14 protein-coding genes and 2 pseudogenes are annotated in these 14,848 nt (G+C 52.1%); 5 read left to right on the forward strand and 11 right to left on the reverse strand.

The features are described from left to right. Nucleotides 1-13: 13 nt before the first annotated feature. Genes VSR74_RS20540 through VSR74_RS20550 form a run of 3 tightly spaced genes read right to left on the reverse strand, consistent with a single transcriptional unit; the run spans nt 14 to nt 2,777 of the window. On the reverse strand, nt 14-850 hold the full coding sequence (locus VSR74_RS20540) for an ABC transporter permease (protein ID WP_347796413.1): 837 nt from the start codon (nt 848-850) through the stop codon (nt 14-16). After that, nucleotides 847-1,713: an ABC transporter permease gene (locus tag VSR74_RS20545; RefSeq protein ID WP_347796414.1), complete on the reverse strand. Its 867-nt coding sequence runs from the start codon at nt 1,711-1,713 to the stop codon at nt 847-849. Before VSR74_RS20545 ends, VSR74_RS20540 begins: the two co-directional genes overlap by 4 nt. Then, nucleotides 1,710-2,777: an ABC transporter ATP-binding protein gene (locus VSR74_RS20550; RefSeq protein WP_347796415.1), complete on the reverse strand. Its 1,068-nt coding sequence runs from the start codon at nt 2,775-2,777 to the stop codon at nt 1,710-1,712. The genes VSR74_RS20545 and VSR74_RS20550 overlap by 4 nt, the downstream gene beginning before the upstream one ends. Nucleotides 2,778-2,991: 214 nt before the next feature. On the opposite strand from VSR74_RS20550, the gene VSR74_RS20555 reads away from it, so the two are divergent. Both VSR74_RS20555 and VSR74_RS20560 read left to right on the forward strand, forming a co-directional pair. Further along, the gene (locus tag VSR74_RS20555; protein ID WP_347796416.1) at nt 2,992-3,822 is read left to right on the forward strand and encodes a glycerophosphodiester phosphodiesterase; all 831 of its coding nucleotides are present in this window, start codon (nt 2,992-2,994) and stop codon (nt 3,820-3,822) included. Between the two features lie 15 nt (nt 3,823-3,837). Then, nucleotides 3,838-4,950 (forward strand): ROK family transcriptional regulator, encoded by a 1,113-nt coding sequence (locus VSR74_RS20560; RefSeq protein WP_347796417.1) that lies wholly within the window; start codon nt 3,838-3,840, stop codon nt 4,948-4,950. A 90-nt stretch (nt 4,951-5,040) separates the two neighbouring features. Here VSR74_RS20560 and VSR74_RS20565 read toward each other — a convergent pair whose 3' ends face one another. The 4 genes and pseudogenes from VSR74_RS20565 to VSR74_RS20580 all read right to left on the reverse strand — a co-directional run. Then, the gene (locus VSR74_RS20565; RefSeq protein ID WP_347796418.1) at nt 5,041-6,357 is read right to left on the reverse strand and encodes a histidine-type phosphatase; all 1,317 of its coding nucleotides are present in this window, start codon (nt 6,355-6,357) and stop codon (nt 5,041-5,043) included. 25 nt (nt 6,358-6,382) lie between these two features. Continuing rightward, entirely contained in the window at nt 6,383-7,507 is a 1,125-nt protein-coding gene (locus VSR74_RS20570; RefSeq protein WP_347796419.1) for a porin, read from the reverse strand. 20 nt (nt 7,508-7,527) lie between these two features. Then, nucleotides 7,528-8,760 (reverse strand): YdcF family protein, encoded by a 1,233-nt coding sequence (locus VSR74_RS20575; protein ID WP_347796420.1) that lies wholly within the window; start codon nt 8,758-8,760, stop codon nt 7,528-7,530. A gap of 153 nt (nt 8,761-8,913) precedes the next feature. Continuing rightward, nucleotides 8,914-9,126, reverse strand: a pseudogene (locus tag VSR74_RS20580) (DUF3577 domain-containing protein); the annotation flags it as partial. A 154-nt stretch (nt 9,127-9,280) separates the two neighbouring features. On the opposite strand from VSR74_RS20580, the gene VSR74_RS20585 reads away from it, so the two are divergent. Further along, nucleotides 9,281-9,577, forward strand: a complete 297-nt coding sequence (locus VSR74_RS20585) for a helix-turn-helix domain-containing protein (protein WP_347796421.1) — start codon at nt 9,281-9,283, stop codon at nt 9,575-9,577. 4 nt (nt 9,578-9,581) lie between these two features. Further along, the gene (locus tag VSR74_RS20590) at nt 9,582-10,910 is read left to right on the forward strand and encodes a type II toxin-antitoxin system HipA family toxin (RefSeq protein ID WP_347796422.1); all 1,329 of its coding nucleotides are present in this window, start codon (nt 9,582-9,584) and stop codon (nt 10,908-10,910) included. A gap of 262 nt (nt 10,911-11,172) precedes the next feature. On the opposite strand, the gene VSR74_RS20595 is transcribed toward VSR74_RS20590, so the two are convergent. The 3 genes from VSR74_RS20595 to VSR74_RS20605 are packed head-to-tail and all read right to left on the reverse strand — an operon-like array spanning nt 11,173 to nt 13,485. Beyond that, nucleotides 11,173-11,712 (reverse strand): DUF2857 domain-containing protein, encoded by a 540-nt coding sequence (locus VSR74_RS20595; protein WP_347796423.1) that lies wholly within the window; start codon nt 11,710-11,712, stop codon nt 11,173-11,175. Beyond that, a complete protein-coding gene (locus VSR74_RS20600) occupies nt 11,696-13,180 on the reverse strand; it encodes a ParB family protein (protein WP_347796424.1) in 1,485 nt (494 codons plus the stop codon). Before VSR74_RS20600 ends, VSR74_RS20595 begins: the two co-directional genes overlap by 17 nt. Further along, a complete protein-coding gene (locus VSR74_RS20605; RefSeq protein ID WP_347796425.1) occupies nt 13,177-13,485 on the reverse strand; it encodes an ATP-binding cassette domain-containing protein in 309 nt (102 codons plus the stop codon). The genes VSR74_RS20600 and VSR74_RS20605 overlap by 4 nt, the downstream gene beginning before the upstream one ends. 204 nt (nt 13,486-13,689) lie before the next feature. On the opposite strand from VSR74_RS20605, the pseudogene VSR74_RS20610 reads away from it, so the two are divergent. Then, nucleotides 13,690-13,776 (forward strand): annotated as a pseudogene (locus VSR74_RS20610) (glycerophosphodiester phosphodiesterase); the annotation flags it as partial. Nucleotides 13,777-13,885: 109 nt separating this feature from the next. Here VSR74_RS20610 and VSR74_RS20615 read toward each other — a convergent pair. Beyond that, a complete protein-coding gene (locus tag VSR74_RS20615; protein WP_347796426.1) occupies nt 13,886-14,665 on the reverse strand; it encodes a DNA/RNA non-specific endonuclease in 780 nt (259 codons plus the stop codon). Nucleotides 14,666-14,848: the final 183 nt, after the last annotated feature.

Here is a 14,848-nt window from a genome sequence, read left to right on the forward strand (position 1 = left end):
CTCCTGTAAAAGGTCAGGCTTTCCCTGTGGATTGCGACAGATAGTTCCCCTTCAGCAGCTTCTCGATGATGACCATCAGGATGACGTTGGGGATCACCAGAATCATCGACACCACCGCTGCATCCGGGCGGACGAAGGAGTAGCCGAGGAAAGAGTAAAGAATGGTCGGGACGGTGATAAAATCCGGTGCGCCCAGCACGTATGAAATGCTGAACTCCTCCAGACTTCGCACCAGACAAAAAATGAGCGCCGCCAGGAAGCTTGGTTTCAGCAGCGGTAGATAGGCATTGCAGAAGGTGCCCCACGCGCCGGAGCCTAAGTCGCGGCTGGCATCGATCAGATCCTGCGGCACGGACTTAAACCCTGCCGACATAATGCGAATAGAGTAGGGCAGGGTCAGTACGGTATGGCCGATAACAATGCTGATAAAGGCGTTGTCGATATTGAGATTGATGAGCATGGCGCTGAAGAAAATACCGATCAACATTCCCGGCATCACCAGCGGGATCAGCGTCAGCATCTCCGCCACCGCCTTGCCGCGAAAGGTCATGCGCCCGAAGGCATACGCCGTGGGTAGCGACAGCAGCAGGCTGACTGCCGCCACCGCAGGCGCGATGGTGTAGCTGTTGAACAACGCCTCGGAAAGTGAGGTTTTTTCCCAAACCAGCAGCCAGCGGCTGAACGATAATACGGGCGGGAAAATATCCGGATAACTCCATGGGTGAGCCGGATCAACCAGCGACCAGAGGATCGCCATGCCAAACGGCATACCCAGCCAGAGCAGGTTGGCAACAACGAAGAAAATCAGCGAGATCGTCACCACCCGGCGACCGTTGGTAGTGTGGCTCATTTGACCTCTCCTTTACGGGTGGCGAACGGGGTGATCAATGTGGCAATCAGCAGGGTGCAGATGGCCGCTGTGATCATGATGATCACCGCAATAACCGCAGCGTTGTTCCATTCACCGTACTCCATGGCGGTGGCCTGCATCAGTCGCGCCAGCGAGTAAGTGTTGCGCGGCCCGGCCACCGAGAAGAAGGCGAAATCGCCCAGTGCGCCGATAAACACCAGAATCAGCGTTACCTGTACGGCGGGCAACGTCAGCGGCACCACCACGCCGGTAAAGCTGCGCCAGCGGTTGGCGCCGAGGTTACTGGCAGCGTCCAGCACGTCATTACGAATGGCGTTCACCGCGCCGCCGACCAGGATCAGGGCGAAGGGCAGGTTCTTCCAGATTTGCAGGGTAACCACGCCCCAGCCAAAATCGTCGTTCTGCATCCGCAGCGGCTCGCTGATAATGCCCAGCGCCAGCAGCAGTTCGTTGATGATGCCGTGGTAAGCGACGATATTGACGAACAGGAACGCCGCCACCAGGCCGGGGATAAACATCGGCGCACGCAGCACCGCGATAATGCCCTCTTTACCGGTCATCGGTTTACGCAGCCACAGCGCCAGCGGATACGCAAAAATCACCGAGCCGAACGCCCCCAGCAGCGACACTTTTACCGAGTAGAACAGGGCGCTTTGCAGCACCTCGTCGTGCAGCATGTTGCGCCAGTACTCCAGCGAGAAATGGCTGTCGCCTTCGAGGTTGAACCAGCCCAGGCTCTGGACGATCACCACATAAAAAGTCGATCCCATCAGCAGCAGGATCGTGCCCAGCCCGCTGAGCATCAGCAGCCAGGCGACCGCATCGTTGCGCCAGTTTTTCATGATGCCGGCTCCAGAAAATGGATGGCGTTTTCCGCCAGACGGAAGCAGGCGCGCTCTCCCGGTGCGACCGGCGGCTTCTTGATCAGTTGCAGGCGTACCGACAGCCCGGCGTCGTTATGGCCCCAGGCCTCGGTGAGGTTGCCCATAAAGGCCATTTTGTCGAGCGTCAGAGAGAAGTGGTTGTTACCTGCCTGAGGCTGGCTGACATACTGCGCATCTTCTGGTCTCCAGCAGATGTAGCAGTGCTCCGCACGCGGCGGCTGTGCGGAATGCACATAAAACTCGCCGAGAGCACAGCGTACCCGGTAATAGCCCGGCTGCTCTGCGGGCGTGACCTGCGCGGTGTCGATATTGGCCGCGCCGATAAAGTCCGCCACAAAGCGGTTGGCCGGGCGGTAGTAGATCTCCTCCGGCTTGCCGATCTGCTCGACGTTGCCAGCGTTCAGCACCACGATTTTGTCTGACATTGCCAGCGCTTCCGCCTGGTCGTGGGTGACATAGATTGATGTGAGTTGATACTGCCGTTGCAGCTCTTTGATTTCAAAGCGCACGCTTTCACGCAGCTTGGCGTCAAGGTTGGAGAGCGGTTCGTCAAACAGGATCACATCCGGGCGGGTGATCATCGCCCTGGCCAGCGCCACGCGCTGCTGCTGGCCGCCAGAAAGCTGGGCGGGCATTTTCAGCCGCTGGCTCTCCAGCCCCACCTGCTTCAGCGCCTCTGCCAGTCGGGCCTGCTGTTCGCCGATGGCGACCTTTTTCTGCTTCAGGCCAAAGCAGATGTTGTGCGCCACGTTGAGGTGCGGGAACAGCGCGTAGGACTGGAAGCACATGGCGGTATTGCGTTTCTCCGGCGGCAGCGCGTTGACCGGTTTATCGCCAATCAGAATGCGTCCGCTGTCCGGCTGGTGAAAGCCGCCGATCATTTTCAGTAGGGTGGTTTTACCGCAGCCGCTCGGCCCGAGCAGGGTCACGAACTCCCCCTCTTCTGCGCTGAACGAAATTTCTCTGGCGGCGTAAAAATCACCAAACATTTTGGTCACCTGCTCCAGAACCAGTTTTGACATAAGCCCGTTTTCCGTCGGATGAAAGATGTGAATTAAATTTACACACTAAACATTAAAATTGTGTGACGGCGATCGTCAAAGTTAAAATATGATCAAATAAAATAAAAAAATACATTAAAAACAATAAATTAATTCAGTGTGTATAAAATTATCTTTCGCATTTAAATTTAAGTAGTAAAGTTAATGGCCATCTTACATTCGAGAGGAAAAGAAAATGGCGTTTAACTTTCACCGGGCGGCAGAGGGGATTGTGCTGGCCAACAGCCACCGGGGCTATTCCAGTTGTGCGCCGGAAAACACCGTTCCGGCCTTTGAAGCCGCCCGCCAGGCGGGAACCCACTGTATCGAAATCGATATCCACCTGACGGCGGACAACCAGTTGGTCGTCACACACGATCACCGTATCGACCGGGTGTCCACCGGGCATGGATTCGTTGAGCAGATGACGTACCCGCAACTGCTGGCGTGCGACTTTGGCATGAAATACCATCCGTCGTTTGCCGGAACGCAAATTCCCTTGCTGGCGGATGTGCTGCGCTGGGCGGTGGAAAACGGCATGGGGCTGATTGTTGAAGTCAAACAGCGCAATCGTCATGATACGTTTGTGGCTGAGCTGGTGCGGCTTCTGCGTGAGTTGCCGGAGGCTATTGAACATATCCAGTTGCTGGGCTTCAACCATGTGCTGATCAACCGGGTAAAGGCGCAAATTCCACAACTGGCGTTACAGGTGGTGACGCTTGAGCGGTACAATAACCAGCTTGCGGCGGTGCAGCAGTCAAATGCCGGGTGCGTCTGCTTTGAGTTCGAGTTTGCCCATATCGACGACCTGCGGGCCTATAAAAACGCCGGGCTCGGCGTGCGGATGTATCTGCACGAAATGAAAAACGGCATGACGCCGCTGGAGCAGTACGATTATAAATTCGGCTGTGACAGCCGTCCGGTGATTATCGGCTGGATGCAGGCGGGACTGATTGATATGCTCAGTCACGATAATATTCCGTACCTGCAGGGGCTGATTGAAGAAGCAGGCCTGCGCTGGTACTAGAAAAATAAGGACAGCATGAACGACCACTCTGAACGCCTTGAACTACGCGGTTCGCAGCGCCTGCTGCTGGAACTGATCCGCCGCCATGCGCCAGTAACGCGGGCCGAACTGGCGCGACTGTCGGGGCTGACGGCGGGGGCTATCACCCAGCAGTGCCGGGAACTGATGTTCTCCGGCCTGGTGGTGGAAGGGGAGCGCAATACCGGGCAGCGCGGCCAGCCGTCGCTGCCGCTGCGTCTTAACCCCGGCGGCGGTTGCGCCATCGGGTTGTCGTTCAGTCCTGGCTTTATCGATATGACGGTGGTCGATCTCAGCGGTCGCCAGCTTTTGTCGCTTTCTGAAGCACACCAGGAAAATCAGCCACTGGAGGCCACTCTCGCGCAGATCAAAAACCTGGTGGAGCAGACGCTGAAAAAACGCCAGCTACAGCATGCGCGGATTCTGGGTATTGGCTACGCGGTGCCGGGCTTTCTCAAAGCAGACGGGCGCAAGCGCCACAGCGTGCCGTGGCTGGAAAGCTGGCGCGAGGTGGATTTGCAGCAGGCGTTTGCCGACAACCTGCCGTGGCCGACGTGGGTGGAAAACAACGCCAATGCGTCGGCGGTAGGCGAGTTGTACAGCGGCGAATGGAATGCGTACAGCGATCTGACTTTTATCGATCTCGGTTATGGTATCGGCGCGGGGATTATCTCCGGGCATAAAATGCTGCGCGGCGGGTTCTGCAATGCCGGTGAAGTCGGGATGGCGTTTCCGTCCGGTTCGCCGCGCCCGTCGTATAAGGATCTGGTAGCCACGCTGGAGCGTGGCGGATTTAGTGAAAATCAGCTACCGGAGCTGATTGCCGGGCAGCATCCGCTGCTGGAAAGCTGGTTTGAATGCTGTTGTGGCCAGGTGGAGCAGACGGTGTTCGGCTGCCTGCAGTGGGTGGATCCGCAAATCATCGTGCTGGGCGGCGCAATGCCGAAACCGATTATCAGCCGTCTGGTGCAGGAACTGAACCAGCGACTGGAAACCCGGCTCAACCCAAATCGCCCGAAAGTGAGGCTTGCCGCGTCTTCGATGGGGGCGCAGAGCGCGTCACGCGGCGCGGCGATGATCCCGCTGTATCAGGTGATTAATGAGGGTTGAGTTACAATTGAAAAAAAAGGCCTGCATGCAGGCCAAAGAGGATCCAAAGAAAAGCAGTGGCTATTCTGGTAATCACCACATAGGAGAAATCTATTCCGCGTAGCTCTGCGAAATCATCGCCGTCTTATCGAGACGGCTGTTAATCTGCGCGGCAAACTCATCTATCGGGCATAACCAGCCGTCCGGGCTGTTTTTGCAGTTCAGATTCAGCTTTTGTTGCAGCGGTGGATTTTTGTCGCTTAATGGCTCCAGACGACGCATTTGATCTAACGTTTGCGTCATAAAGCTGACGCCGACATAGACTTTATGAGTCTTTGTGTCCCGATAACGTTCAAACAGCAGCGTGCTGCCTGGCGGGGTATCATCTTTTGGATAACCTTGCAGGTTCCAGGAGACATTAAGCAGAGGTTGCAGATAGCCAAGGTTAGTATCATGGGCGACGTACATAACCATCCTGGCGTCTGGTGCAGAATCGCGGATTTGCGGGCTGGCATCGGGATCTTTATATCCGGAGCCTTTTTCCAGCGCGTACAATATCTGGCTCATCAATTGTGAGCCACCCCGGGCGGTGATATAAGGGTTGTGTTCAATCAGATCAAACTTGATTTCTTTTAGCTGCATCAGTGGAGCAATATCGGCTGCGCGATTTACATGTCCAAAAGCGACATCTTTAATCGGCATACCTTCTGCATATTGCAGGCGAAAGGTTTCACCAAGTTCATTTCCCTTTGCGATTGGCCCTTTCAGGGAAATATTGATATTTTGCTTGTCGGCTGTGACCTCCCATTTGTGATTAATGAAAGTACATTCCGTTAGCTGGCATGTCGGATCGACGACTTTTTGCATCGCCATGATCTGTGAGGCGTATCGTTGGCGGGCAGTATCGAAGTCACCGCCCAGTGACGTCATAACGCTTTGCGTGGCTTTCTCCACATTCAGGGGCGCCATTCCACTGACAATGGCTTCAAACAGGGTATCTTCGGTTTTCTTTTCTGGTGAGTGCACTGTAATGGCACACCCCGGAAATAAGGTGTCCGCCAGCGCTCTTGCCGTCATTCTGGTTCGCTGAAATGCACTGGAGCGGATAAAAATATTTTTTGCATCAGGGCAGGTCTTTTTATCAATAAAATTTTGGCTAACTAACTGGCGGTGAAGATAATCGCCCATCAGGGTGACTGCCGCATAGCCGTGCGGTGTTAGCTCGCCATCTTTTGCATTAAATAGCGGAATAGGTGTCGGCGAGTTTTGCTGTACGCTGGCAGTATTACTTTGTGAGCGAACACCGTGACGCGTCATGGTTACAACTTTATCCAGCACCAGATTATGGCTGGCGGCAATTACTGTTACCGGCACGCCAGTCGAGCAGGCGAAGCAAAGGCCGGACATTATAAGTGTTAATTTTTTCATAATTGTCTCTGTTATGTGGCAATGATCAGAAGTAATAACGAATCCCTAAAGCAGACTTGTCATCCGATTTTTTATCGGACTCATAATCTGAACGGTTATTCTGACTGCTATATTCCAGCCAGACGATAAAGGATTTATTGAATTTGTAATCCGTACCTAATACCGTACGTGTTTCCTGATAATTGTCTGCTGCAGCATCGCCATCTCTGATGGCCCAGGTGGCATAAACGGACTGTTTATCATTAAACGTCCATTTTGTTCCCACACCAAAGAGTTTGGCGTGAGTGGTGTCGCCATAAGGCGTATAGCCTTTAGTATCTCCGAAGTTCCCATCCTCGATAGTTTCACCGCCATAATCAACGGCAAATGATAACCCCCACATCGGAATATCATATTTGGCACTTACGCCCCAGATACTTTCTTTTGCTGGTGTTATGTCGTTATACCCGGAGCTAGTGTTAGAATTGGTAGAACCATTTGCTTTTTGTTGCGCATAGCCCGCTCTCAGGTGAAGATTAAAGGTAGTATCATAATAGACAGCAGTAGACCAGGCGTAGTTAATATCATTGATATTAGTATCATCCTGCAGCGTATATGATGCGCCGAAACGGAAACCATCATATTTATCGCTCATGTATTTAAGCGTATTGGATATTCTCTTGATGTAGTTGTTGTCTCCGCCAGTGACGCGTTTGGTTTTTTTGCCCCCGTAATAGAGTGCGCCATTATTGCCAAATTCGTAGGTGTAGTCTGACTGATGTACTGATTCAAAAGGAACAGTGACACGGCCAAAGTCAAATTCGCCAATACCTTTGTAGTGGATGCCGCCATAAGCCTGACGGTTCGTAAAGTTAAAGTCGTCTTTTTTCTCTGTAGCCTGGGTGTCGTTTCCCCATTCGTAGTAGACCAGCGCTTTGAGTTTTTCGTCTATTTGCCTTTCGAAACGAAAACCAATACGTGAAGATTCATCTTCCAGCTTGTATTTATTGGTACCGTCTGTACGCGCCCTGGCACTGCTACCATCCATCATTAGTCGCAGTGAACCTTTGATCTCGACTTTATTGTCATCTTTGTCATAAATCACAGTGGCGCTGGCGCACCCGGCATAAAATAACGATGACAGGATAACCGGAGTAATAATTTTTTTCATTTTACTGTCCCATAGTGTTATTAATTAGTAAATCCTGGATATTCTTGCTGATAAATACGTAAAACATCCCGATAGGTGGATTTGTAATCACCGCTACCCAGTTTGGGGGCTTTCTTTGCATCTTCTTCGGTTTTGTATTTAGTATCTTTCCAGGCTACTGAGTTAATCGTGACTTTCCATGGAACATAAAGTTGCGTCGCATTCTGCATAAGTGCGGTGCCGCGACGAATATGACCTGCACGGGTAACAATCGTGGCCTCACGAATATTAAAGCTGCGCATAATCATGGCGACGTAGTTAGCATTCTGTACGGTGTCATAAGAAAGAACTTCGGGAATAATCCGCGATTTATCAATACCGTGAGAGGTAAAAAAATCATACATGACTTCCGCCTCGACGCGATTATTGCGCGGAACGCCGCCGGTAACGATAATTTTCGAGGTGGGGTAAGCATTGGCGACGGCAAGTGCTTTATCCATGATGCCTACAAGAGGCTCCTGAGGATTACCATTTTTATCAAGCTGGAAACCGAGAACCACGATGGCGTGATAACGTCCGGGGTTTTTCACCGCTGGGATATCAAAGTTAATCAGCGACTCGTCTTGCAGTAGCTTATCCGCTGAATTGAGTATGGATGTATATTTCTGGGTTTTATCTGGGTAGCGTTTCTTTAATTGCTGATAAAGTTCCGGCGCGGCATGGTTATGTTCATCTGCCGTTTTAGCCGCTGCACGGATCAGTGACCACGCGGTAAAGCCGGACTGGAAATCGCCAAATTTGGTGAAGTTGGCTTTGTACTGTTCGATTCCCTGAGGAGCATGACCATTTCTGACCAACGATGCGGCATAAGAATTGGCAATGTCGGCGTTATCCGGTGATACCTGGTAAGCAGCAGCAAAGCCCTCTTCGATAGGGCCGTTGGCGTTTACGCCATAGACGGTATTACCCCAATAAAAAATATGATGGCTGACGGCATAATCCGTGAAGCAATCGGCTTTTTGTGCTGATGAAGAATATTGCTGGCAATCGGATAACGGGAAATCTTTATCCTCGTAGTTGGCATGGGCAGCCTGCGCGGATTGCTGAAAACCGAGCAAAAGGACAGGCAGCAGAAAAAAGAGTTTTTTTCTGTTCATAACAAAACCTTTATCATTATTAAGTATGGGAAGACGCAATTTCCCGCCGGTACAGAGAAGCAGGCTTATAAATACGCGCAGGAAGGATAGGAAGAAGGCGTGATGAATAAAATCCATTTCCCAGTATCTCCGCTTGATTAATAAGCTGGTTAACTCGTGGGATACCTTATTAAGATAAGCAAGGTTTTACATTACGAAATTGTTTTCTCACTCTGAATAATTAATGAGTATGACGCCCGGCACGGGCTTCACTGTTAAGGGTCAGGTGGCATCTTCCAGCCGGAAGTGAATCAGCAGTTTCCGCGCTTCGTTAACGGTGACTTTGCAGCCAAAGCGGACATATTCCACCGCATCGCTTGCCCCGCATAACGCCGCAAGGTCACAGCATAAAAAAGGCTCGCCGCGTTTGGGGGTCACGGTGCAGACACGGTTAATGTAGCCCAGGCCGCTGGTGTACAGGTTAAAGTAGGTTTTCTCGTTTATAGGATCCTCCCGCGCCATCTTTTTTTACAACCTGTAGGCTGTTTTTAGTCTATAACAACATATAGGCTGTATTTTGCATTTACAGCTTATAAGGTGTATTGTCAAAAAACAGCCTATAGTCTGTATCAGCTCCTTTAAAAATGGTAAATACCTTATGAATACTGTTTATCCGTTGAAAACTTTGAATCAGTTACGTCCATTGTTGGTTGGCTTTCGCAAAGCTAATGGACTGACTCAAAAAGAGGTTTCTGAAAGGTTGGGGGTTACACAGCAAACCTATGCTCGACTGGAAGCGAATCCGGGCAGCGCCAGTATTGAACGGCTGTTCAAGGTATTTACCGTGCTGGGCGTTGAAATGGTGCTCTCTTCCGGGCCAGCTTCAATAATCATAAAGCCGACAGAAGCGCCTGATAATCAGGTCAATTCACCTGCCAGACGAGAAAAATGGTGACGATATGTCTCGAACACAGCAGCGTTTAGCGATATGGATGAATGGAATCCGGGTGGGGTTCTGGGAGAAGGCCAGAGGCGAGGATTCATTGCAATACCTTCCAGAATGGATAGTTGATGAACAGGGAAGACCTTTATCGCTTTCTTTGCCTTTTACTCCTGGCAATCAGCTTTGGCGCGGGAATGTTGTTCGTGACTTTTTTGATAATTTATTGCCTGACAGCGAAGGTATACGCAGGCGTTTAGCCGTGCGTTACCAGGCTGAAAGCCTTGAACCTTTTGATCTCCTGGCTGAGTTGGGAAGAGATTGCGTTGGTGCAATACAATTATTGAATGTTGATGAAGAACCCACGGATTTATTTTCCGTAAATTATCGCCCACTTTCTGAATCTGATATCGCTACTACATTGCGAAATACTACAGCGGTATCGTTGCCTGGTCGGCAAGACGAAACTGACGATTTGCGATTATCAATTGCCGGTGCGCAGGAAAAAACGGCTTTATTGTGGCATGAAGAACAATGGTGTTTACCAGAAGGTAATACCCCGACGACGCATATCTTCAAGTTGCCGCTTGGGTTGGTTGGGAACATGCAAGCGGATATGCGTACATCGGTTGAAAATGAATGGCTATGTTCTTTGCTTCTTGAGCACTACGGCGTCCCTGTAGCAAAAACGCAGATTGCGCAGTTTGAAGATCAGAAGGCGTTAGTGGTTGAGCGTTTCGACAGAAGATGGTCAGGCGATCGGCAATGGATCATTCGCTTGCCGCAGGAGGATATGTGTCAGGCTTTAGGTGTTTCTCCGTTACGAAAATACCAGGCTGATAGTGGGCCGGGTATTTCCGATATTATGGAAATACTGAGTCATTCGGATCAGGCAGACCAGGACAAAGAACAGTTCTTCAGGGCGCAAATTATTTTCTGGTTGATGGCTGCCACTGACGGCCATGCTAAAAATTTCAGTATCGCTATTGAGCCACAAAGTCATTACCACCTTACTCCTCTTTATGATGTTTTATCGGCATGGCCGCTAATCGGTCACGGTAATGATCAGATTTCATGGCAGCGATGCAAACTGGCAATGGCCGTTCGCGGTAGCAGTAATTATTACCATCTTTATAGAGTTCAACGGCGGCATTGGATCCATCATGGTGAATTAACCGGATTGGGGAAACGACAGGTCGAATCCATGATGGATGATATTATCTCCAGCACACCTGAAGTCATTGAACGAGTATCTGCGTTGCTTCCTGAGTCATTTCCATCAGAGCTTGCTGAATGTATTTTTGATGGTATGCGGCAGCAGTGTGGGCGTTTGGCTGGAAGAGGGTAATTCCCGCCATCGACATGTTCTGGCTATATGTCGATAAAAATGGATCTTATAAACATATGAACTGGAGCTCAGAACCGCTTTACAACGCTTTGCCAATCCTGCCATTAGATCCGGAACAAAGGTGCTGATCTCCTATTAATCAGCGGTTGATTGATAGGCTTTAGTGTGATGCCAATGGCATCACTTTTCCCCAGACACTGCGCCCGGATCTCCGCAACCTTAGCGCCTGAATGTACGGTATCATGATATTCCCATCGGTTATTCAGCTCGTTTCCCACTGCCGGATCAGGTTCCAGACCACGGTCAGCGAGATAGAACGTTCCTGAGCCAGCAGCATCATGGCTTCCAGCGCCTGTATGGAGTCCAGGTTATCCACTTTGATCTCCTGCCAGCGGTTCCAGAGCATGTTTTCTTCCTCTTCGCCGGGAACCTGGTTGCGCCCCTGACGAACATGGATCCCCAGTAATCGACGGCGGGCGCTGATTTCAGCAGTCGAGATGCCGAAGTAGTGACTAATCAGGGCGATGGAGCCGCCCAGTTGCACCGCCTGGCCGACAATCTGCTGAAATTTTTGCTCCTGTCGTACCTGAACCAGCATTTTGCGCAGTACGTCATGGTTGATGGTGATTTTCAGAAACTGCGCTGAGGTCTTTCCCAGATGCATCAGTTCTTTAAAGGTCAGGGAGTTCAGTTCGTTCAGCTCTTCGCGGTCAAAGCCCAGCGCTTCGCAATAGCGCACGTTACCGTCTTTTAGTTCCTGTATCACCTGTGACAAAACGGCCTGGTTAATTGTCGGCATCATGGTGTGCCTCCTGCTGTAATTCTCTGATCCGGCGGACAATACGGATCAGCCGGAATGCTTTAATAAGAAACAGATCGCCGAAGAAGAAACCGCCCGCATCGCGTTGAATATACAGGGCGGGCGTCAGTGCGGCGGACAGATCTTCTGTCAGTGGGATATCAGTGAGTGCCGCCAGCAGCGCCCAGCAGGCGTGGGACTGTGGCCGGGAAAACATGGGGTGGTCAGGGTTGAACTCACTGAGTCGGTAGCCCACGCCGTCATCACTGTTATCCGCGATCACGCAATCTTCGATACCGCAGCACTCCGCCAGATCCCACGCCAGCCGATCGCTTACCGACTGTAACGTTTCGGTTGAGTCAAAGAGCGGTGAAATAGGCCAGATATCCGTAATGGGCTCATTGCCTTCGCGCGGTGGCGAGGAGTCCAGCAGCGACTCCGGCGGTGGAATAACCGTTCCACCGCGTACTTCGCCTTCATCCGGTTTACGTCTGCGCACAACAGGGCGCGGTTCTGGTTCATCGGGAGGGATATAAGGCGGCGGCTCCGGCGTGGGGCCGAGTACGGCCTGGCGCTTCTGCTCTGAAGGATCGACGTCCAGCAACAGCAGGTTATAATCAATATCCAGTGCCTGGCTCATCAGCCCCAGCAGTTCATCCTGTACTCGTTCAATGAAGAAGTCTTCAGGCTGATCGTTGAACGGCGACAGCGCGGAAGAAAAGAGACTCTCAAAAGAACCTGTATCCCCGGTGGCATGGCGTTGCCAGATTTGCAGCGCCGCAGCCCGCAGGGACAGCAGTTTTTCCACCTGTGGACGGCCCATCCCGGCGTACAGTACTTCAGGAATGCAGGGCAGCAGATACTCCAGCGCCTGCTCCATTCGGCTGATATGCGATTGGTGGATCGGGTAGCCATCGTTTCTCAGGTGCTCTGCCAGTTCCCGCTGCGATAGCTGGCACGCCTTCATCTGCTGGTACAGCTCTCGCGCTTTGTTGATTCCCAGTGCTCGCTCGATAAAGCTCAGTTTGCCGTGCAGATCGTTCTCCGCCAGATGGCCTATCAGACAGCGCAGTTCGCCCGGTGCGGGCTGCTCGGACGTTCCGCCCCACGGTTTGAACAGGCAATGGATACGCCAGAACCGCTCATCGTGCGTTTCGCGCCACAGTTCATTGAGGATCGACAGGCGCGTGTTGCCGCCGTTGGCGATGATGTACCACTCCTGATCGGGGCGGCGGGTGATCGGCGGCGGCGTGTCCAGCCCGCGACGGCGGATTGAGGCCTTGATATCGTCATAGCTGGGGTTACGTATCAGCCGGGGGTTGAGATCGTAAGGGCGAAGCTGTTCCAGCGTGACGATCATGGCGGTCTCCGTCAATGGATCGGTAAATTGCGCATCAGGCGATCGTTTTCGATCAAAATTGCCCTGTAGCAGGCGCGGCTGGAGTTCCGGCGACATCAGTTTATTGTTCATGACGCCGCTCCCTGATGCGACTGCGCAATAGCAAACAGCGTCTGCCCGGCGAAGGTCTGCAGCTCTGTCATATCGCTCAGTTCGTTGCCCGGCAACAGCGCGCTGACCGCTTTATCGCCACTCTGAATGTGCCTGGGGTTCGGCTGGTGAAAGCCGCCGATCATTTTCAGCAGGGTGGTGTTACCGTAGCCGCTCGGCCCGGGCAGGGTCACGCACTCTCCCTCTTTTGCACAGAACGAAATTTCCCTGGCGGCGTAGAATTTGCCGAACGTTTTGGTCACCTGTTCCAGAACCAGTTTTGACATAAGCCTGTTTTCCGTCTGATGAAAGATGATATTAAATTTACATACTAAACATTTAATTTATGTGATGCAGATCTTTTAAAGCTAAAAAATGATCTATTAAAAAAATTAAATACAAATAAAACAATCAGTTAGTTATCTTGGGTTTAATCATATTTAAATTTATATTGTAAATTTAATGCTCATCTTGCATTGGCGGAAAAGAAGATGGCGTACGATTTTGGCGTGAAATACCATCCGTCGTTCGCCGGAACGCCAGTTTCCTTGCTGGAGGATGTGCTGCGCTGGGCGGTGATTATCGGCTGGATGCAGGCGTGGCTGACGGCCGGGGCTATCACCCAGCAGTGCCGGGAACTGATGGCCTCCGGCCTGGTGGAGGATTGATGTACAATCTGCGCCCACATCACCCGCATCCCATCTCTTTCCCCAACCCCCCTTTTTGCCCTTTAACTCTCCGCGCGATCGCCTCTGACAGCGCGGGCCAAATCTTTAGCCTGGTTCTGCGTTCAATTTCCTGCACTGTCACCTGATAGGCGCAGAAACTCGCGTCTGCCGGTACGTCCTGCATCATCAAAAATGCGACATACTTTCCCTCCTGCGGGCTGGCGCCGATAAAAATTACCTTCCAGTAGCCATCCGGTATTGCAATATCCGCTCGTGCTGGCAGCGTCTCTCTTTGCTGTTCAAACAGCGGGCCGGTGACAGAGTGCACCGCTGCGACATCTGCGCGATTCGCCAGCGCACGCTCTTGATCTTCCAGCCGGGCCCACGGCCCGCGGTTGAGCGCCGTGCGTTGTGGGGTGATGTTGGAGAGATAGTTCAGCGTGGGCCAGTCTGTTGTGCCGCCCAGCGCAGCAAGTGGGGCGAGGTGTCCACGATCGACGGAAAGCCGCTTATTAGCCTCTTTGTAGTCGGCCGGGCTGAGTGTATCGCCAGCGGGAAGGCCGGGGTCTCGTTGCCAGTGGCGTGGGCGGTTGCTGGCCTGGCTGGCGGGGGTGACGGTGTAAGCTACCCAGTTGGCAAAGTGAGTGCGCGGGTTATTGTTGAGGGTATAACTCTCACGTACCAGCGTCTGTGCGCTACCGCCTGTCGGGCAGCCGAGGGCGCAATTCTCCTGCGGTGGTGCGCAGGCAAGCAGAAAGAAGCTCGCCTGTAATAAGGCCGCTTTCAGGTATCCATTCATGAGTATCCGGCTTTTCCATTCGGTCAAAACACCGGAGGGTAAGGAAGAGCCAAATGTGGATCAGAGCGGGGCGCCACGCAGTGATATTGAATGAGCTGGCATGAGTATTGATGAGGGGAAAATGATGGCGGATGATATCAGGCGGCTCATGTGTGATGTATGGCCGCCAATGAAGCACAAAAG

It is taken from the genome of Pseudocitrobacter cyperus, assembly GCF_039889165.1.
GTDB lineage: Bacteria > Pseudomonadota > Gammaproteobacteria > Enterobacterales > Enterobacteriaceae > Pseudocitrobacter > Pseudocitrobacter cyperus.